This window comes from Bacteroides sp. f07, from assembly GCF_042854785.1.
Taxonomy (GTDB): Bacteria; Bacteroidota; Bacteroidia; order Bacteroidales; family Bacteroidaceae; genus Bacteroides.
Genome location: NZ_BAABXI010000003.1, coordinates 78,775 through 98,647, shown reverse-complemented (window position 1 = coordinate 98,647; position 19,873 = coordinate 78,775). Strand labels below are relative to the sequence as shown.

20 protein-coding genes and 4 pseudogenes are annotated in these 19,873 nt (G+C 43.8%); 7 read left to right on the top strand and 17 right to left on the bottom strand.

What is annotated here, in order from left to right; translation table 11 throughout:
- Window positions 1-18 precede the first annotated feature (18 nt).
- A complete protein-coding gene (locus ACGHVY_RS20260) occupies window positions 19-1,686 on the bottom strand; it encodes an ISL3 family transposase (protein ID WP_390601151.1) in 1,668 nt (555 codons plus the stop codon).
- A 173-nt stretch (window positions 1,687-1,859) separates the two neighbouring features.
- On the opposite strand from ACGHVY_RS20260, the gene ACGHVY_RS20255 reads away from it, so the two are divergent.
- A complete protein-coding gene (locus ACGHVY_RS20255; protein WP_057256668.1) occupies window positions 1,860-2,153 on the top strand; it encodes a helix-turn-helix domain-containing protein in 294 nt (97 codons plus the stop codon).
- A 280-nt stretch (window positions 2,154-2,433) separates the two neighbouring features.
- Here the strand turns inward: ACGHVY_RS20255 and ACGHVY_RS20250 are convergent, their stop codons facing one another.
- From ACGHVY_RS20250 to ACGHVY_RS20240, 3 genes and pseudogenes are all read right to left on the bottom strand, one after another.
- Window positions 2,434-3,654 (bottom strand): site-specific integrase, encoded by a 1,221-nt coding sequence (locus ACGHVY_RS20250; protein WP_025835674.1) that lies wholly within the window; start codon window positions 3,652-3,654, stop codon window positions 2,434-2,436.
- A gap of 515 nt (window positions 3,655-4,169) precedes the next feature.
- A pseudogene (locus ACGHVY_RS20245) lies at window positions 4,170-4,466 on the bottom strand (helix-turn-helix domain-containing protein).
- A gap of 3 nt (window positions 4,467-4,469) precedes the next feature.
- On the bottom strand, window positions 4,470-4,667 hold the full coding sequence (locus ACGHVY_RS20240) for a helix-turn-helix domain-containing protein (protein ID WP_211737797.1): 198 nt from the start codon (window positions 4,665-4,667) through the stop codon (window positions 4,470-4,472).
- Between the two features lie 368 nt (window positions 4,668-5,035).
- Here ACGHVY_RS20240 and ACGHVY_RS20235 point away from each other — a divergent pair, with 368 nt between their 5' ends.
- The 6 genes from ACGHVY_RS20235 (at window position 5,036) to ACGHVY_RS20210 (ending at window position 10,035) form a co-directional block, all read left to right on the top strand.
- Complete coding sequence (locus ACGHVY_RS20235; RefSeq protein ID WP_390601147.1) at window positions 5,036-6,223, top strand: ATP/GTP-binding protein; 1,188 nt, start codon at window positions 5,036-5,038, stop codon at window positions 6,221-6,223.
- A 9-nt stretch (window positions 6,224-6,232) separates the two neighbouring features.
- Window positions 6,233-6,850, top strand: a complete 618-nt coding sequence (locus ACGHVY_RS20230) for an RloB family protein (protein WP_390601145.1) — start codon at window positions 6,233-6,235, stop codon at window positions 6,848-6,850.
- A gap of 464 nt (window positions 6,851-7,314) precedes the next feature.
- A complete protein-coding gene (locus ACGHVY_RS20225; RefSeq protein ID WP_390601143.1) occupies window positions 7,315-7,635 on the top strand; it encodes a helix-turn-helix domain-containing protein in 321 nt (106 codons plus the stop codon).
- Between the two features lie 12 nt (window positions 7,636-7,647).
- Window positions 7,648-7,995: a hypothetical protein gene (locus ACGHVY_RS20220; RefSeq protein WP_390601142.1), complete on the top strand. Its 348-nt coding sequence runs from the start codon at window positions 7,648-7,650 to the stop codon at window positions 7,993-7,995.
- A 227-nt stretch (window positions 7,996-8,222) separates the two neighbouring features.
- Window positions 8,223-9,164, top strand: coding sequence for a DNA cytosine methyltransferase (locus ACGHVY_RS20215; RefSeq protein ID WP_390602057.1), 942 nt, complete (start codon window positions 8,223-8,225; stop codon window positions 9,162-9,164).
- A gap of 97 nt (window positions 9,165-9,261) precedes the next feature.
- Complete coding sequence (locus ACGHVY_RS20210) at window positions 9,262-10,035, top strand: phage antirepressor KilAC domain-containing protein (protein ID WP_390601140.1); 774 nt, start codon at window positions 9,262-9,264, stop codon at window positions 10,033-10,035.
- 77 nt (window positions 10,036-10,112) lie between these two features.
- Here the strand turns inward: ACGHVY_RS20210 and ACGHVY_RS20205 are convergent, their stop codons facing one another.
- From ACGHVY_RS20205 to ACGHVY_RS20145, 13 genes and pseudogenes are all read right to left on the bottom strand, one after another.
- Window positions 10,113-10,598, bottom strand: coding sequence for a hypothetical protein (locus tag ACGHVY_RS20205; RefSeq protein ID WP_390601138.1), 486 nt, complete (start codon window positions 10,596-10,598; stop codon window positions 10,113-10,115).
- A gap of 11 nt (window positions 10,599-10,609) precedes the next feature.
- The gene (locus ACGHVY_RS20200; RefSeq protein ID WP_390601136.1) at window positions 10,610-11,068 is read right to left on the bottom strand and encodes a TraQ conjugal transfer family protein; all 459 of its coding nucleotides are present in this window, start codon (window positions 11,066-11,068) and stop codon (window positions 10,610-10,612) included.
- Between the two features lie 49 nt (window positions 11,069-11,117).
- Entirely contained in the window at window positions 11,118-11,600 is a 483-nt protein-coding gene (locus tag ACGHVY_RS20195; protein ID WP_390601135.1) for a hypothetical protein, read from the bottom strand.
- 7 nt (window positions 11,601-11,607) lie between these two features.
- Window positions 11,608-12,192 carry a conjugal transfer protein TraO gene (locus ACGHVY_RS20190; RefSeq protein ID WP_390601133.1) on the bottom strand — a complete coding sequence of 195 codons (585 nt, stop codon included), beginning with the start codon at window positions 12,190-12,192 and terminating at the stop codon, window positions 11,608-11,610.
- 2 nt (window positions 12,193-12,194) lie between these two features.
- On the bottom strand, window positions 12,195-13,094 hold the full coding sequence (traN, locus tag ACGHVY_RS20185; protein ID WP_390601131.1) for a conjugative transposon protein TraN: 900 nt from the start codon (window positions 13,092-13,094) through the stop codon (window positions 12,195-12,197).
- Between the two features lie 33 nt (window positions 13,095-13,127).
- Window positions 13,128-14,240, bottom strand: a complete 1,113-nt coding sequence (gene traM / locus ACGHVY_RS20180) for a conjugative transposon protein TraM (RefSeq protein WP_390602056.1) — start codon at window positions 14,238-14,240, stop codon at window positions 13,128-13,130.
- The gene (locus ACGHVY_RS20175) at window positions 14,241-14,429 is read right to left on the bottom strand and encodes a hypothetical protein (protein WP_390601130.1); all 189 of its coding nucleotides are present in this window, start codon (window positions 14,427-14,429) and stop codon (window positions 14,241-14,243) included. It lies immediately after the preceding gene.
- Window positions 14,419-14,694, bottom strand: coding sequence for a hypothetical protein (locus ACGHVY_RS20170; protein ID WP_390601127.1), 276 nt, complete (start codon window positions 14,692-14,694; stop codon window positions 14,419-14,421). The genes ACGHVY_RS20175 and ACGHVY_RS20170 overlap by 11 nt, the downstream gene beginning before the upstream one ends.
- Window positions 14,695-14,707: 13 nt before the next feature.
- Window positions 14,708-15,331, bottom strand: a pseudogene (gene traK / locus ACGHVY_RS20165) (conjugative transposon protein TraK).
- Between the two features lie 22 nt (window positions 15,332-15,353).
- Window positions 15,354-16,373 (bottom strand): annotated as a pseudogene (gene traJ / locus ACGHVY_RS20160) (conjugative transposon protein TraJ).
- A gap of 24 nt (window positions 16,374-16,397) precedes the next feature.
- Complete coding sequence (locus ACGHVY_RS20155) at window positions 16,398-17,030, bottom strand: DUF4141 domain-containing protein (protein WP_390601125.1); 633 nt, start codon at window positions 17,028-17,030, stop codon at window positions 16,398-16,400.
- Window positions 17,031-17,048: 18 nt separating this feature from the next.
- Window positions 17,049-19,550, bottom strand: a pseudogene (locus ACGHVY_RS20150) (TraG family conjugative transposon ATPase).
- Window positions 19,513-19,863, bottom strand: a complete 351-nt coding sequence (locus tag ACGHVY_RS20145; RefSeq protein ID WP_390601122.1) for a DUF4133 domain-containing protein — start codon at window positions 19,861-19,863, stop codon at window positions 19,513-19,515. The pseudogene ACGHVY_RS20150 and the gene ACGHVY_RS20145 overlap by 38 nt, the downstream one beginning before the upstream one ends.
- Window positions 19,864-19,873 lie beyond the last annotated feature (10 nt).

Below are 19,873 nucleotides of genomic sequence, written 5' to 3'. Positions count from 1 at the left end.
AATTTGGTGGTACTTCTTCTATTGTGAATAAAGAATCTTGGCTCTCAGTAGTTTAGTTCCTGCCCTATTGTACATCTGTCTTTTTACCGCTTTAATTTTATTCACTGTCCCCTCCAATAATCCGTTACTGAAGGGGATATCAATAGCTGCCTGTACTGCCTCCCAGTCTTTTTCAATACCATATGCAAAGTTCGTCAGTGCCATATTCCGTGTTGCCTTCGCTTTTTCAATCCACTTTCTAATATCCTTATCATAAGTATTCCCATTAATCATATCTCTGAAATTCTGACACACGCTTAAGAGTTCTTTAATCTGTGGTGAGGATTTATACAGTTCCGCTAGTTTAGGATTATCCGATTTTCCCTTTAGAATGTATTTGCGTATCTGATTCTGTGAAACTCTTTGTGTTTTACTTCCGTTTTCAATGCTCTCATTATGCTCCTTGACTTCCTTCCTCTTTTGTTGATACATTTTTCGCAAGCTGGATGTTATCCTTCCAATAAGTGCGCCACTGATTTTACTCCCCATTTTTTGTGCCAATATTTTTCGGGTAATACAGCCCGCACTAATGATTGTAGCCAGTTCGGATACATATTTAAGAGCTGTCTTCTGTTGCTCATTCAAGTATGCCCCTATTCTCCTGTTGTGAATGAGCTTATAAATGTAGCGACTTTTCTTGCCCAAATGTGTGGCTGTCTGCTCAATGGTCATCCCCTGCATTTTTAAGTTCAGGCTTTCCCTGTATATCTTCAATTTTTCTCTGTGTCGGACATCTCCCATGTTAAATATGTCCTGAAGAATTAACGAAGAAGCCGTGTCTCTGTCAGGATATTCGTACTTGAGCTTTTTCTTGGTCTGACGAATCATTTTCTCTATTTCCGGTATCATCGTGTCCGTCATATTCTTGGTTAGATGGAACCGGTCGCAGATTTGTGTAACACCAGGGATTATTCTGTTTATAGCCTCTGTGAAACATCTTCCACGGTCTCTCGTTATATATTGTATCTGAGGATTCCGGGTGAGCCAGTTATCAAGCGCTTCTCCGCTTCTATCCTCTAACAAAGCAATAGGCATGTGTGTCATCTGGTCTACGACCACACTCATATAATCCTTACCTTTTTTATAGGCAAAATCATCAATACCTACATAAATACTTTTATTATGCATAGGATTATGTTGCCCGTACTGTTGTAGGATGCGTAAGCAGGAAGAGCTACTGGCCGTTATATGGAACAGTTGCAAAAGAGAAGAGGCCTTTCGGGAAGTAAGTTCCAAGCTTATCGATCTGATGCGTTCCTCAACAAGATAGCTCCGTCTACCATACCGACGAGCCAGAAAAGACAACGGTTCGCAGAATATTTTTTGCGGACAAGAAACATTGTCACAATAATATTTACCAACCTTGATGACTAACTCCAAACTATGACCGTAAACTTCAAGATCCTGAATATGACGGGAGTAGTAACTGTGCAACCGGTGACTGAAATGTCCGCAATAAGGACAGGAAGCCCCCTTGCCAGCCGTATGTAAAAAGACCGTCAATGAGCCAACAGCTTCAGAGATACCATCTTGTTGCAGATTATCGTAGCCAAGACTGAATCTGAAATCATGGAATAATCCCCTATTTGTAGGAGTATTTTCTTTTTTTGATGTATATTTGTACGTTGTAGATATGGCTTGTTGCATGGTAACTCTTAATGATGTGGTGTCTTTAAAGTTACTAAAAAGCAAACATATCTACAACTTTTTATAGGATTAAGGAAGAAGAAGAGGAAAACCATCGAAATAAAAAAGAGATTACCACCAAATTTGACGAAGAACCCTTAAAATCAATATTTCAATAAAACAATCTTTCAATCATGGAACTAATAAATAAAGATACCCCACAAGTCAAAGAATTTATTTCTTCGCTCGATTCGATGCTGAATGGTATTGAATCTATTGTAAAGCACTACAAGCCCCACCTGAATGGGGAACGCTTTCTTTCTAATAATGAGGTTTCCAAGAAACTGAATGTCAGTTTGCGAACCCTGCAAGAATGGCGAGATATAGGACTAATTCCCTTTATCCAGATAAAAGGTAAAATCATCTACCGTCAGAGTGATATTGATAAACTGCTCCAAAAGCACTACTTTGAAAGTTGGAAAGAGTAACCTGCCAAGCCCAAAACATTGTTTTTCGGAATTTAGTTTGAATCATTGACTTTCCCAGTGAAGTATTTAGTCTGTGCAAGTCTTTAGATGAAAATACGCTCGAACATAGTGAGAGGAAGATTTTCATCTAAACCGAAGGCTCGGACTTGAACAGACTGAATACGGAACTTACCTTTGTCAATACTTCATATTAAGTTTTGAAAAATTTACCTTAAAAAAAGGATTGAGAAAATGAAATTCATTCTTCCCAATCCTTTTTCTATATTGGCTACTACCTTTATTATATAGCTAATTCCGACAGACAGCTATTTACTTTTTGCATATCCTTGAAAATATTCTGATCCAATACCCTTGCATAGTGTTTTGTTACGCTTGTATCTGCATGACCTAACATCTTAGCAACATTCTCCATACTTACGCCATTTGCAAGGCAAATGCTTGTAGCATAGCTATGACGGGCGGTATGTGTGCTAAGATTTTTATGAATTCCGCACACATCGGCAATCTCCTTCAAATAACTGTTCATGCGTTGATTACACAATACAGGTAAAAGTTTTCCGGTACACTCTGCCACATCCTTATATTTATCAAGTATAGAAGCTGCCACAGGCAGCACAGGAATGTTACACATGATTTTTGTCTTTTGCCGGTTCTTCCTTATCCAAAGTTCCCCTTTGTTGTCTTTTACCAAGTGTTCGGGTGATAAATCTTTTACATCGCTGAACGCCAAGCCAGTAAAAATGCAAAAGACAAAAACGTCACGTACCTGTTCTACTCGTTTAATTGTAAACTCTTTGGCGAGAATGATTTTAATCTCGTCCATCGTCAGAAATTCAGGATCGGTTTCTTCCAATTTGAAACGGTAGTAAGCAAACGGATCTTTCTTTATCCAGTCGTTTTCCAAAGCAATACGGATAATTTTCTTTAAGTTTTTCAATCGGGTTATAGCCGAATTCTGTGCACAACCCTTTTCAATCTTCAAAAAAGCATCGAACTTAGAAATGAAGTTGGCTTCCAAGTTGTTCAGAGCAATATCCGATAGCTGGTATTCTTTTTTAATGAATTCTTCCAAATATCGGGTAGTGGTTTCATACCGTTGAACGGTTTTACTAACAAAGTCTTTGCCGATCAGCTTACGACTTTGTTCGTTGTGTTCTCTGAATACTTGCAAAAGGGTTTTGCTTTCTTCATCCACACCATAATACAGTTTTCTCACAAGATCAACGGTGATAACCTTGTCGGAAGTTTCCAGTTCCCTATAAATTTGGTGTATGCGTGAGCGTGTGATTTCCAAGTAGTGGTTCAGTTCCACCGACATACGGTCTTTTCCTTTTGAATTCTCTTTTGCTTGATTCCATAGGTTTACGGGACAACTTCTTTTGATAGAAATATCTACCATACAGCCGTTTACAGTGATTCTCATGCACACAGGTGCTTCTCCGTTCTTTAATAACTTGGCTTTTTTGATAAAGAACAAAACAGAAAATGATTTTCGAGCCATTTTTACATCGTTTTTTAAGTTACAAAACTATGTATTCTCTTCCAAAGTAAGTCTATGCAAAATGTTATGAATCAGTGAGAAAGATGCAAACTCGTGGGACTTTTTAGAACTAAATTTTAGTCCCACGATTTATCCACCGATAATATGCTTGAAACGGCTATTTTCTGCTACCTGCCAGAAAAAAGAAATCCCTGATAATGTCTGATTATCAGGGATTTGCTTGATTTTTCTTTTGTTTTCAGTGATCCGCCTGGGGCTCGAACGCTTTATATTATGCTTCTGTAACCGTTTGATTATCAGTATTTCTAAGACATCAGGTTTGTGAAGTCCTCCGATTTCACCCTGTATTACCTGCTGCATTTTACAGTGGTATTCATCCTTCTATCATATTACAAAGTTACGAAATTTCTATTTGATATGCTAATTTGTGAGCCATTAATTGAACGTAGTACTATTATAATCAGATGAATATTATACATAATACCTTTGATAATATTTCAGACCAGATAGAGAATCTACTCTTGAAAAGCCTTACGATAATTATCTTCCAATAACTTTTCCACATCTGATTCTTTATACAAGATCTTCCCTCCTAACTGATAATAAGGAAGCATTCCATTGTTACGATACTCCTGCAAAGTTCTTCTGCTAATTTTCAATCATTGGGCTAACTCCTTATCTGTAATATATCGCTCTCCATTCAATGGAGGACGGCTATTATCTGTGATCTTGTTCATTTTCACAAGCATACTCTCCAATGCCTTGAAAAAAGCAACAACCTGTTTGTTGTGTTTCATTATAATACCTTCCATGACCTATTGATTTATATTTTTTGATTTTAAAATTTTTTCTTTCCGTTGAAGCCCGACAAAAGTCAATAATGCCTCTACATCCTCCGGTTTATAGAAAATCTTGTGCTGAATTTGTGAATAAGGTAATTTACCGTTATCTCTTAGGGTTTGTAATGTCCGGGGAGAAATATTCAATCTCAAACATACATCTTGGCTATCCATTCATGCACTAAGATTTTTGACATCAACTTTTTGACAAAGCGAATCTACTTGTTTTGTAAAAGCGTTGAATTGATTCATCATCTTTTCAAACAACTTGGTTTCAATGTAAATGACTTCCATAATAATGATATTTTTTAAGTTGCACCACAATTTTGATGCAAGATAGGGCGTATTTGCATGATTTAGATTATAGTGTCATTTATTGTCACGGAAAGTCAGCTCTTTTCATAAAGAATGGAATTGATCAACTGGTGATGATACGAAATTACCCCAAAAGATAAAAAAGTAAAATAAGAGCAAGAAAAGTGTATTTTGCGCAGATTATTTGTTATTTTTGTAGGAAAATTACGAAATGAAAGGATGAATGTATGATTAGAGAACTCAGTATAGAAAATTTTATGTCAATACGAAAAGAGCAGGTGTTATCTTTCGAGGCTACCAAAGACAAGACCTCTCATGAGTTATTGACTATCGAAATCAAACCAGGGATGCGGTTAAATCGTATGCTTATACTTTATGGGGCTAATGCTTCCGGAAAAAGTAATATTCTCTATGCCTATGAAACAATATGGAGAATGTTGGTGTCTCCCTATACTAATAAGCTGCAGGCTATACCTTTTTATCCGTTTGCTTTGGATAAGGATAAAAATACACGATTGTCCGTGTCCTTTTATATAGGGCAAGTACGATACGACTATTCAGTGGAGTATAATAACCGCTATATCATTTCTGAGAAAATGGAATATGCTCCTAATGGAGTATTATCTTTATTTTATAGTCGGAAGTTTGTTCATGAAGATGTAGTACCGGATATTGAATTTGGTCGTACAGTCGGTTTGCATTTGAAAAGTAAGAAAACAATTGTAGACAATACTTTGAATAACCATACTGTACTGTCTACTTTCGCAAAAGTATCTCTAAATGAAGATGCAAAGATATTCCGTGATACCTATAACTGGATTGTTCGGTATGTGCATGGTATGAAGGGAAATACACTTTTGGATATTGCCCAGCAGTTGATTGATAATAAAGAGAAAAAAGATTATTTTATATCGGCTATGCGAAAGGCTGATTTTAATATTTCTAATATAAGTATTGACAATGAAGCAAGAATGCAAAGTGGCAAAGATGTTTTTTTTACTCATCACACCATAGACGGATCTGATTTTACTTTATCTTCTATTGACCAATCATTGGGGACATTACGCTATTTTCAGTTACAGGAATGTATGTTCAATATGTTACGTGAAGATCATATATATAGTTTTGATGAAATAGAAAGTAATTTGCATTATGATCTTTTGCTCCATTTTCTGACGACTTTTATGATGAATACAGCCAATTCACAAATACTGTTCACGACACAAGACCAGCAGTTATTGGATGAAGAATTTATACGTCGGGATATGGTTTGGTTTACTGAGAAATCAAAGGAAGATGCCTCTACTGAACTTTATTGTGCTTCTGAATTTGGATTGCACAAAAATCTATCTCTTTATAAGGCATATAGAACAGGAAAACTTGGTGCAAAACCGGAATTAGGTTCCATTTTTTAAAGAAGTGATATGAAAACGCGGAAAACAAGAACTACAATAGCTGTTATCGGTGAAGGACCGACTGAAAAGTATTATTTGAAGTCATTAGAAGGTGTTATTCATGCACAAGTGAAACCTGTAGTTCCAAATCATGCCACCAGCATGGCTGAATTAGAACGTCGGATAGAGCAATGCATTGATGACGGATATAACATGATTTTCTGTTTAATTGATATGGATAATATAAAGGAAGGGCGTAATCGAGAGAATTATTTGAGGCTGAAAACAAGATATCATCAAAAAACGGTCATTAAGAAACGGCAAGGTACGGAAAGTCTAATACGTTTTTTTGAGAACGAGCGCTGTTTGGAAATATGGTTCTTATATCATTTCAAATATACGACACAACAATTTAATAACTCAAATGAACTAGCAAAGGAATTGGAGCGAATTTGTAATTATGAAAAGACCGAGGATTTTTTGAGCAGAAAATGCAGAGGATTACATAATTTCTTGCTTGCTAATGGAGGGGATCTTGATAAAGCAATTGAAAATTCAGAAAAATCTATATTATCTAAATTAAAGGAAGGACGTGAACATACTTATAGTGAAATGGCAGATTTCTTTTATGAGGTAATGAAGAAATAGTCAGATTTTATAAAATTAAAAAAGTGTAGTTCGTTTTAATCTTTTATAAATCAGCGATTAAAAGTACTTTTATAAAGATGCAGATTACGATATAGTAGTGGAAGTCCAGCTACACATTGCATTGCTCTGCATAATTTCAAATATCTCTTTGACACAAAGGTAAGCAATGTTTTTGATGCTTACAAGTTAATCAGAACATATTTAGAGAAGGGTTGGTTATAAATTGTCAACCCTTTTTTGTCTAATATTCTCTATCATTTTTCCTTTTTTTAAAAAGGAAAATTCCGAGTCTTTTCCCTTTTATACCAATGAAGAAAAAAGTCTTCTAAAATCCACATTGATATTAAGTGAGTTAGAAAGAAAATGTGGGGCTGACGGTTACCGTCAGCCCTATTTTTTCATGCCCATTTTTTTAAACTTTGCAGCCGAAGATAAGCAACTCACTCAAACAAAGGAATATCCGTATGGAAGAGAACAGCAATGATATTGAAAAGCTCAAAGCGATGATCAAAGAGAACTTTGAGGAACAACGAAAACTGATAAGCAAGCTGGAAACAGCGCTGGAAGCGGTAACCAGTTTTAATGGCAAACAGATGCTGGACAGCCGGGACATGCGCCTGATGTTGAAAGTATGCGACCGGACACTGATCCGCTGGCGCAACTCCGGCAAGCTGCCTTATTTCAAACTCAGCGGCAAGATTTACTTCTGGGCCTCGGACGTACACAAGTTCCTGAGAGAAGAATGCAAACAAAAAGATTTTATATCCGATTCTATTAACTCATAAATAACAACTCATATGGAAAATCAAAGTAAAGTAATCGTCATTGAACGAAACAAATTTGCGGCACTTGTCAAATCCCACCGTAAATGTATCCAGATACTGGACATCCTGACCTACATCTATACTGTCAAACAAATAAGTCTGACCTTGACTTTGCAGGAAATCTGTGAAGTTTTACAGATGACTCCCGAAGAAGTGGAGATACAGCGGCAGAAGGGATATATCCGCTTCACAACGCACAAAGGCATGACTGTCTATGAAATCACCGACCTGCTCCGACTGAAGAACATGTTGGAAATGGGGAATGTCTACCGCAAGATAGATGCGAAAGCCATGAATATTGAACCTTTAAATAATGAATAACAATGAAAGAAGAAAAGCAAAGTACTAAAAAAGAGAAGCGTTTGGTACACGCTTCCCTTTTCAGCGGATTCGGTGCCCCTGATCTGGCAGCTGAATGAATGGGATGGCAGAACGCTTTCCATTGTGAGATAGATGATTTTTGTAACACGGTTTTAAATTACTGGTTTAAAGATGCGAAAAGTTATACAGACATCACAAAAACAGACTTCAAACAGTGAAGAGGAAAAATTAATGTCCTTACAGGAGGTTTTCCTTGTCAACCCTTTTCCGTCGCAGGCCAAAGAAAGGGAGCGGACGACAACCGCTATCTCTGGCCTCACATGCTCCGGGCCATACATGAAATCAGGCCCGATTGGGTCATTGGTGAGAACGTTGCTGGCATCCTCACGATGGTACAGTCCGGCCAGGAGACTGAGGTGGGAAGTCAACCCACTCTGTTCGGAGAGAGTAACCCTGTATATAAAAGACAACAGGAATATGTCGTTGAAACCATTTGCCGTGATCTTGAACGTGAAGGATATTCCGTCCAGCCGGTACTTATACCGGCTTGCGCCGTCGGTGCGCCCCACAGGAGGGACCGGATTTGGTTTATTGCCCACCGTGACAGCCCAAGATTACAAGCTGAGGGGACCGAACAGCAGCCAGCAGGGACTGCCGGAGATCATCCGTGCGATGCTTCTTCCTACTCCGCTGGCCACGGAAATACACCATCCGGAGAGAGTCCACAAATGGAAGCAGGCTCATGCGCCATCCCTGCACAGCCAGCTCAACGGGGAGAAGAAGCCCAACGGCCTGAGCGACTTTCTGGACTTTTACGGGATGCTGCTGCCCACTCCGGTGGCCAGCGATGCCGGCGTGGGGGCTGTAATGGGGAAAAACGACAGGATTATTGTGACATCGAAAGGGAAGATACGGAAGATCAATCAGAAAGGGCATGTCTGGAGTGTAGGGCTTGGAAGGATGGCCGAACTTCTGCCCACGCCAACGGCGAGGGATTGGAAGGGTGCGGCAAGCCTGGAGAGTCTGGAGAAGAGAGGCCGGATACCGGAAAAGAACAGCCTTCCCGATTTCTTCGCCCGGACTGGAAAGAGTTTCCAACTCAACCCCCTGTTTGTAGCCGAGATGATGGGGTTTCCGCCAAGTTGGACGGTGTCTCCTTTTCTCAGTGAAGAGATAAATCCATCAAAGGATACGGAAACGCCATTGTCCCCCAGGTAGTCTACGAGATATTCAAAGCAATAGAAGAAACCTATAAATTAAACAGTCATGAATAAAGTATCAATATTTGAACATCCTGAGTTCGGACGCGTCCGGACACTGGAAATTGACGGGAAAATATGGTTCTGCGCCTCGGACGTTGCCTCCGCGCTTGGCTATTCCAATCCACGGGATGCCGTCGCAAGGCACTGTAAACCAATGGGCGTCGTGGTTTACGACACCCCCACACGCAGTGCCGTCCAGAAAATCAAGTACATCAGCGAAGGGAACATATACCGGCTGATTGCCGGCAGCAAGCTGCCTTCCGCCGAGAAATTCGAAAGCTGGATATTCGATGAACTTGTGCCAGAAACGCTAAAGAACGGAGGCTATCTTCTGGGGAAGAAGGGCGAAACGGACAATGAACTGCTTGCCCGTGCCGTATTGCTCGCACAGAAGCGCCTAAAAGAGCGCGACAGCCTTATTTCCGCGTTGGAAAAGGAAAACAACCTTGTCTTCCTGAAACTGAAGCTACAGGCCCCTAAAGTCACTTATTACGACAAAGTCCTGCAATCCCAAAGCACCTACACAACCACACAGATAGCCAAAGAATTGGGAATGACTGCCGGTATGCTGAACAAGCGGCTCCGATGGGCAGGCATCCAGTTCCGCCAATCCGGTCAGTGGCTACTCAAAGCTCCTTACCAGAATCAAGGCTATACGGCAACCCGAACCCATGTATGGGAAAGCCGTACAGGAGAAACCGGAACGGCTATGTTGACCGTTTGGACGGAAAAGGGCCGGTTATTCATACATTATCTTTTAGAGTCTTATCTGGTATAACCGGAATTGTAAGACTGTGATAAATAAAAAGCTACTGAATTTTGTTTCAGTAGCTTTTTTATTGCTTTTAATTGATATTATCTCAACCGTGGTCCCGTTCTCTTTTTTTCTTTCACAGGCACAATCTCTTGTCGCGGTGCTTCTTGCGGCCTCATTCTTTCACTGACAGTCTCACTCTGAAGAATTCTATTTAATTTCCGGAGGTCCTTGAGTAATTCCTGTTTGCATTCCATCTCCAGAGAATGGGCCATATTTGACATCGGACTGGTACTCCTTGCAACAAGCGGACCGTGCAGGAGATCATCTTCTATATACAGGGTACAACGCTTCAAAATCCCTTCAATGTCCTTCGGCGTTTCAGCGGCATCAATCGACTCCTGAATAGCCTTATAATTTTTATCCATATAATAGGCCTTATACAAGTCATCGGCATGCCAACCAAAGAAGTAAAGATAGTTGCTTTTCAGTTGTGCGCTATACTCTTTTATATTGCTTTCCACAACACCTTTTTTCTTGTCAAGATATTGCTGTAACTGTTCGATCCTTAAATCACTTTTATCCATCGTTGCCCCGTTTATTGTTTTGTGTCCGTTTCGCTCTGAAAAGACACATCCAGTTCTCTTTTCTGGTGGAAATTATCCGTCACCACAAACTTAATCTCCGCATTCTTGCTGCTCCGGTTACGATAGAAGAGTGTGAATACCTGCCGGCAAGGATCGCTGCCGTCCAATTCCGCAATCGAATCCAACGGTTGCATCTCTCGGTTCATCAGCCGGACATTCTTTTTGTCGTATACCTCACCGCTACCCTCCATCTGTATATAACCGATTTGATAGCGGGCTTCCTCATAGTTTCCACTACGATTGAGTGTCAGACGAATCTCCACGGTTTCATCCGGGGAGATGGTTTTCTGAAGATACCACGAGGTAAGGGAGAAATCATAAGCCTGCTGCACTTCCAGTTTATCGTCACAGCTACCCAGCAGGCAAAGTAATGTGAGCATGATACTACTTGCAATTAATTTTATCTTCATGACTTTACGTATTACTAAATTGATAATTTACTTGAATTCGGCGGCATGGCTAACGCCTGATGCCCCGTTTTGTCTTCTTTTCAGGCGGTCCTTCTTTCTTTCCGGTTTTATGTGCCTGCTGCTGATTCTCTTTAGGAGGCGTTACTGAAAGAATATTTGCAAATTTCCGGTAATCCTTTATCAGCTGCTGCATGCATTCCAGTCTCATGGAATGGGCCATGTTCGCCCCCCGGCTGGAACTTCGGCAATCCAATTGGCCGTCCAGCAGTTTCTTCTCACAGCAGGCGGCATTCTCTTTGAGGATATTCCAGATTTCGTCGGTATCTTTTACCCCGTCCAGCGCTTGGCGGAGTTTCTTATAACAGTCTGACACAAAGTGGGATTTGTACAGGCTCTCCGCATTCCACTCGAAATGGTACAAAAAATCCCCGTCCATCTGTTTCTCTAGCTTGGCTATGTCCCGGTTTTCCCGTTCTATTTTTATGTCCAGCCAGTGCAGCATCTGGTCTATATTCCAATTATTTTTTTCCATGCTATCCCTAATTAAAAATGTACTTGAATCCGGCGGCGACCACCGTGTGGAAATGTCCAACGGACGAACCGAAGAATATCCTTTGGCGGACACTGAAAAGAAAAACCAACCTGTCCGAAAAGAACGCCTCCATCTCGAAAGCTGGAGCAAAACCGTAGATAAAGCATCCGTCATTCTTAAGTGTTGCCCCGTCATAGAGCAGCTTCCCGTTCCAGTTGGTTGTCTCATAACCGGCCAGAGTGGAAAGACCGGCAGAGAAGAACACGTTCTTGCCACGGTCCGAGAAGAACGGCACGAAATAACCCGCTTCCCCGGTAAACTGAGCTTTGGGTATTGCAATCTCCTTATAGGAATAGTGTTTCTTCACATAATCCACCCCAAACAGCCACCGGGAATGGTTTCGGTTATACTGGCTCAAAGCCAGGTCCACCTGAAAGTTACCGCCTAAATGCTTTACATTGGAACCGAAGTTGTCTACACCGCCAAGCGTAAGCTGGATGCCCTGTTGTCCCGGCAAATAGCGTTGGGCAAAGGATTTGTCCGCCGCAAAGGGCAGACAAATACATAACATAATAAATAAAACCCTTTTCATGATTACTCCTTGATTAATTCATTCATGACACGCGCATCCACCAGATCACTATTCTCAATATAGAACCGCTGGTGGCGGCCTCCTGCTTTCTCGTAGATTTCCACTTCCAATAACTTGTCATCAGGAATAATTATCTTCGGGAAAGCATACACGATACGTCCCGTACCTTTTCCCTCGATGCGTGTCAGGGCATTGAGCGTGCGTACCGGTTCGATATAGGTTTCCTGCTGCGCCGTCCGTTTGGCTATCTTCTTATCTACTATTTTAAACCGCACGAAATCCACATCGAAAGGCACGTGGGAATTATTCGTCAGGGAAACGTGGAAGAAGAGCAGGTCCTTATGCACATAAATACCTTTCAGAAGAACCTGCATCCCGAACTGGCGGCAGCCGATATGCTTCACGTCCCTGTGGTCCAGCCGGTGGATGGTGTACATCACGCTGGCGATGACCGTCGGATCTTCTTCACCCAGCTCCGTGACACGGATGGAACTGCCTCCTTTCTTTTCCCCTTCGTCCGGGTTCATCCATTGGTCCATATTGATATTCAGCGTTGAAGGCTCCTCTTTATAAACCACATTGAAAGAAAAAAAGGAACCGTCGCCTGTAATAACCGAGAAGTTTGTCTCACCCGGGAACTCTTTTACCGCCGCTTTTACACGTACCACATTCTCCACCCCGTCGGCTTTGCCCGCAATGATATTGTTACTGCCTAGGTCTACATAGCGTACTTCGGCAGGAAAAAGGATATGCACTGTCTTGCTGAAAGTGACCTCAATTTTATAAGGGGTGATATGCTGGCCCGCCGTCAGAATTCTGATTGGATTTACCTGTCTTTCCTCCTGTGAAAAACCGGATACCGAGGCCAGAACAGCCATCAAGAATGCTATAACTATTTTCATTGTCTTATCTTTTTTATTAAAGTGAATAATCCGTTATTGTTTCTTTGTGACCAGCAGCACCTTATATCCGACTTTCAGTGTCACCTTGACCGCGCGAACCCGTCCGGCGATCAACCTTGTGCCGCCCTGCATGACTCCGCGCGTCAGGTCCATCACCACCTGCTGCCCGGCGGAACGTGCAAACGATACGCTGTTTCCCATGCTCTCGCTGACCGTCCCCGCCGCATCCTTTGCCGCACTGCGGGTATCGGAGCCGGGAACAAAGATTCCCTTCTGCCCATCCACATCATAGGCCGCTAGCTGCACGGGAATGATATTCCCCGCATATTCGATGCTGCTGATCAGGATATCCAGCCGTTCCCCCTGGATTACCGCCGCACCCGTTATCAGGCTGTTGACAGGAACGGTGATGTTTCCGGCTTGCAGGGGTTGGAGCAGCCTGAGTCTTACCCTGCCTCCCTGTTCGACAGTCTGGTTTTCCGAGATGCAGGCGGCAATGGTATTCGTTCCCATCCGGTAACTGCTGCCTACGGCTGTATTGAAACCGTAATTCCTTTCAACGGCGAGCGAAGCGATAAAGGCGGAATCCGTAACCGGCTGTGAAAGGCCGGAGGTGGTCTGGTACTCCGCCCGCTGTACCGGAACAGCTTCCGGCAGTTCTTCTCCGGTTGTTTCTTCTTTTATGGTATCCTTATCCGGATTCAGATACTTTGCCGCCATCTTGTAGGAACGTTCCATCAGTTCCTCACGGGAAGCCGTCCGGTCCTTTTCTTTTTCCACTTCTTCCAGCTTTTTATTCAACTCCTCCACTTTTCTCTCCAGATCACTTTTTACAGTTTTTTCGGGAGTCTCATAGAAATCATCCAGCTGGCTGGAAATTTGCTCGTAGGTCTTGACTGACTGTTGCAGCCTGTCTCCGTCTTTTTCGTTCGCATCGGGGGGTATTTTTCCACCATCCAGCAACGTCCCGGCAAGCTGTTCTAACGATTTCATCCGGCTTTCTTCCTCCACTTCCGCCTGCTGCTTCTCGTAAGCGGCGGTCTTCTTATCCAACAGCTTGGCCGTGGTAGGCTCCGGGACATTCACGTTGAACCCGAAGTTGCTGGGAACTTCCATCCCGTTCTCCTTACCGGACGGGGCAAATATTCAGTACATGACTCCCAGGAATACCAGTACAAAGGTCGGAATCACAATAAACTTCCTTCTTTTCTCAATCTCTTCCGGGGCAAGCACCCTCTTCTCTTTCCCCGACTCGTTCTGCAAGGCTCTGCCGGTTTCCGGCTGTATCGCCGTTTCTTCTATCGCTTCGGGTTTTTCCAATTCTTTATCTTCCATTATCCATTGATTTAGAATGATACATTATACTGTCTTTATCTGTCCGGTGGAGTGAATCTACCGGAATATGCTTGCCAAACGGCAGCTCCTTTTGTGTGCCGTGAAAAAGAAAACGTCCGAAAGCACGTGCTACCGTGACACCACACAAGATCGTGCTGATAACCAGCATGCCGACAAGCACTCCCTTACGTTCTTTCTCCGACAGGCTTTCACAAACGCCCTTCAGCTTTTCACCAATTTCTGTTTTTATCTTTTTACTTTTCATTATCCTGTTCTTTTTAGCGTTCAACGGTCCTTATGTCCCTGTTCTCCAGAATCTCGAAACGCTCCGCCATAAAGCCTTGCGGATTATTATCCGACCGGGTTACACTCTGCAGGAAACAACGGGTGACGAGGGAACGCTCGGTGATATTGCTGCTGCGGACAACCATCTGCCGGGCAAAGGTGATGATCCGGTAGGGATAGTTACCGAAGTCACACTGTATGCTGTCCACCAGGACGGTCTGGTTGATATTGCCGCTGATCAGCCGGTTATAATATCCTTTTTCATTCCAATCCCTGTAATAACCGTAAAGGCTCTTGTCCGCCAGATACATGGCACGATTGATGTTGGATTCGATGGCAGCCTTGTCTGGAGCCAGCGTAAAGAATAGCTCATGCATCCTGCGTACATGCTCGCGGGCTTCCACCGGACGGTTCAATGCCGCATCCTGTGACAATGCCAGCATCAATGACTTACCCTGATCCAGCACATACACCTTCTCCCGCTGCTGGTTAGCGAACAGGTAGGACTTTCAGATGGCATAGGTCGTAAGCGAAGCGCAAATTCCCAGAAAGACCAACGTGAACAAGCGTATCTGCCTGAACGAGGATTCGATGTTCTTAAAACTCTTGAATTCCATAATTCTTATACTTTTTACATTCCTACTTTTTCAATAATACTGCTCCGACATTACCCGTTGAAGCACCTGCCGCGGCACCCGCCACATTGGTCACTTTGGATGCCGTATTGTTTACATTCCGGTTATAGGCACTCATGCCTCCGGCCTGAACGATCCAGTTTGAAACCGTCGGGACACAGAAATATCCAATAATACCAATGAGCATAAAAATCAGATAGATGCCCGAGGAACCGCCCACATCGATGATGCTCATCGGATTAGCCATCAGGTTCATCTCCTCCTGCAGGATAAGCATCTGTATCTTGGCGAGCATCGCCCCGAAGAGGTCTGATACCGGCAGCCAGAGGTAGACACTGATATAGCGTGCCAGTCACTGGACGAGTGTATTCTGCAGACCGTCAAATACACTCAAGGCAAAAGCTATCGGCCCAAGAATACTCAATACAATCAAAAAGAAGGTGCGGATCGTGTCGATGACCAGCGTAGCGGACTGGAAAAGGATCTCCAGCAGTTTGCGCATGATCATCTGGGTGATCCCCTGTAGGGAGAAAGAATAGGAAACCTCATACATTGTTTGCAAAGCCGTATGCTCCTCCTCGCTCCAGCCCATGTTCTCCAGTTCGGCATCCAGCTCCTCGTTTGAGGCAAAGACGCTTCCGGTCATCATGGTTTTTGCCAGCATATCCGCCCGGAGCTTGTCCTTCTCCTGCTGGTATTTCTGCAAATCGAAAGTCTGGTCCCGGAGCAGAGTGCCGGTTCCTTGGACAATGGGACTGAAGATACCGTTAAGGGTTCCCAGCACCATTATATCGAAAAAGAGGATACAGATACCCAGTACGAAAGGTCGGAGCATCGAAAAAACATCTATCGGCTCGGCACGGGAAAGGGACTGCCATACCCGGTAAGCGATGTAGAACAAGGCTCCCAGTGCGGCCAGTGCCATTCCCATATCCATCATCGGCTGGCAGAGCTTGGTCATCGTATCGTACAGATTTCGGAGAATCTGGTGTAAGTTTTCAAATGAAATAGACATTAGCAACATACTGTTCTTATTTTAATTGAATGATTACCAGTAACGCTCGTCTTTGCCATACAAATCAAATACCTGCTGTTGTTCATTTTTCTGTTTGGCACGCAGGTAGGATACATGCAGGTTCTTTCGGGTATAATAGTTCGCAAGCTTCTTGTAATGCGCCATTTCCCCATATACCCGGTTTACCAGGTCGATGCGCTCCTTGTCGTTCATGGACATGCCGGTGGGATTGATGATATTCTTCAGTTCGGCAATGCTGCGGCTGCTTTTCTTCATGATCGTATTATAACCGGAGGCTATCGCGTCCAATTCCCGCTGGCTGAAATTCTTGTCGGTCAGCATCTTGCCGAAATTGTTCACATAAATCTCGGAAATATCGCCCAGCATCAGGACGGACTCCTTGACTTTCTCGCTGCCGCTGATCAGGTCGTTCACCTTGCGCAGCTTCTCGTAATACTCCCGTCCCTGTTCGAATATTTTCGAGGTTTCCTTCCATGTGGAAAGGGCATTCTGCGCCGTTTGTGAGGTTTCCACCATCTCATTCACACTGTTCACGATACCTTGGACCAAGTTGCCCGGATCGGACACCACCCACTGCGCCTGCACGCTTGCCGGCACAATTAAAGCCGGCAGGACAAACAATAGACTTAAAACTTTCTTTTTCATTACTTCTTGATTTTAACCTTATTTTTTCTTTTTCTTCTCACTTGCCAGCATACGGATGGCCTGCTCCATATTGCCGCCCAGCTTCTCCGTCATTTGCGTGACTTCGAGTTTCTCAGTTTCCTCCGTGGTATAAGTGAGGTACTCCTCAACCGAGGTCTCCGTGGCGTAGACCGCAGACCGGACTCCGCCCAAGCCAATTCAAACTTCCTTATATTTTCTTGCCGGATCATTGGCCTGGTTGATGGACAGAATCTGTCCTTTCTCCTTGTCGGTCAGTCCCAGCAAGGATTGTACAGAATCGAACTTGTTGATATACTTTCGCTGGTCCAACAAAATCTTGCAATCGGCATTGTTAATGATGGTATCTTTGATAATAGGACTTGACACGATGTCATCCAACTCCTGCGTAACGACGATGGCTTCTCCGAAATGTTTACGGACGGTTTTATAAAGGTAGCGGATGTAATCCGCCATACCCTCTCGTGCAATTGCCTTTCATGCCTCTTCCACAACTATCATCTTTCGAACCCCATGCAACCGCCTCATTTTGTTGATGAAAGCCTCCATGATAATGACGGTGACGACCGGGAACAGGATTTTATGATCCTTCAGTTGGTCGATTTCAAATACCACAAAACGCTTGTTCAACAGGTCGAGCTGCTCGTCCGAGTTCAGCAGGTAATCGTACTCCCCGCCACGATAGTAGGGAGCCAGTACGTTAAGAAAATTGGTGAGGTCGAAATCCTTCTCCCGGTAGTGTTTCTCTTCCAATACTTGTCTGAATTCCCCCTGCACGAACTCATAAAAAGTATTGAAAGAAGGAATCAGCGTCTTGTCTTCTTTTATCCTTTCGATGAACAGGTTGACCGCCATCGAAAGGGCTACTTCCTCGGCACGGCTAATGGCATCCGTATCCCTTTTCCAAAGGGACATAATCAGCGTTTTAATGGACTCTTTCTTCTCCAGGTCAAAGACCTTGTCGTCGGTGAAAAAAGGATTAAAGGCTATCGGACGTTCTTCACTATATGTATAGTAAATTCCGTCCTCCCCGTTTGTGCGTTGGTGTATCAATTCGCATAACCCCTTGTAACTGTTCCCGATATCAATCAGTAATACATGAGTATTCTGTTCCCAATACTGCCTCACAAGGTGGTTCATGAAAAATGACTTGCCCGAACCGGAAGGACCGATGACCAGCTTGTTACGGTTCGTAATGATACCCCGGCGCATCGGCTCGTCCGAGATGTCCAAATGCAGCGGTTTCCCGTTTGTCCGGTCTGCCATCTTGATGCCGAAAGGCGACAGGGAATCCGCATAGTTGGTCTCCCCGGTAAAGAAGCAGACTCCCTGCTCGATGAACGTATAGAAGGACTCCTCGGCAGGGAAATCACCTTCACCGCCGGGAATACCCGCCCAATACAGGGTAGGCGCGTCAATGGTATTGTAACGGGGCTTGCATCCCATCAGTGCCAAGGCCGAACCGGTATCGTTCTTTATCACCTTGAGCTTCTCCCGGCTGTCTGACCATGACATGACATTACAATGGCAACGGATAGCTGTCAGCCCGAAAGAGTGCGCCTCGTCCAGGTAAGCGTCGATCCACTGCTTGTTGAGCTGGTTGGCACGGCTGTACTTGGAAAGCGAATGCATATTGCGTGCTGTCTTCTCGAAGCGTTGCAGGATTTCCGCCGAATCGTCTATGAACAAATATTGGTTGTAGATATGGTCACAGGAAAGCATAAGCCCCACTGGAGCAGCAAAACTCAGACGGCAGTCGCTACGGTCGGTGGAGTATTTCTCATACCGGATATCCGTTCGGACAGAACCGGGTAGATCGTCCACATCGGAAAGGGTGTGTACACAGAGGATATTGTCCCCGATGCGCATCTTTGACGCGCTCATCTGTATATCCTTCAGTGTGGTCGTGTCCTGTTGTGAAAGGGAGAAATATTTCTCGATCAGCCCGGCCCGCTGCGGCGTGCCGACAATCTTATCGGTGGTCAGCCGTTCCAGACGGATGAAGACCGAGTCATTCAGGATACGTTCGAACTGGTCGACACTCTCCAGAAAGCGGCTGACCGCATCCTTGTCCCGGACTTCCTTCGGGATGATGTTCCCCCGGCAGAGAATGGAGAAGTTGCTCTCTTTGCGGCTCCGTTCTTTGGTTGTCTTGGTGATGAACAGGTAGGCAAAATGGTTCAGGAAAGGCCGTTCATTGAAATGGAGCTCAAAGGAACGGTCCAGAAAGCTCATTTCGTCTTTCTGCGTGTCGGCCTTATAATTCTCTTTCAGGAACCAGTCCTGCCGGTGCACTATCGTGTAATTCGGCAGTACCTTGATTGCCTTTGTTCATGTGCCGTGCATGGATTCATAGTCTGCGGAAGTGACCGTGAACAGCTCCGGCAAGAAGACCTTGAAGCCGATGGTCACGTCCGCATCCTTGGAAAGGATGCATCCTTCTTCCACCGACAGGATAGGGAACTTACTTTCCAGCGTTGCGGCTTTTAATATATTTCTCATGAATACGTTTTTTTAATAAGGAAGATATACGTTTGCGATTGATGATATAAAACGGGTGGTATTTGACTGCTGCCAGCTTCATCAAGCCATTGGGACCGTACTTCTTGTTCAGGTGGAACACCCCGAAGACCAGCCCGAAAGCGGAGAGGACACCGAAGCCGATGCAGAACCACCGGTCAATACCTATCATATAAAAGACGACGAATAACAGGAAGACGGCAAGTAAGCCGCCTACAAAGAAGTACAAATATTGCGCCTGCAAGCCGTTAAACTCCACGCTGCGTCCGATCCCTTTGTTGATATTGTATTCCATAACCGTCTAT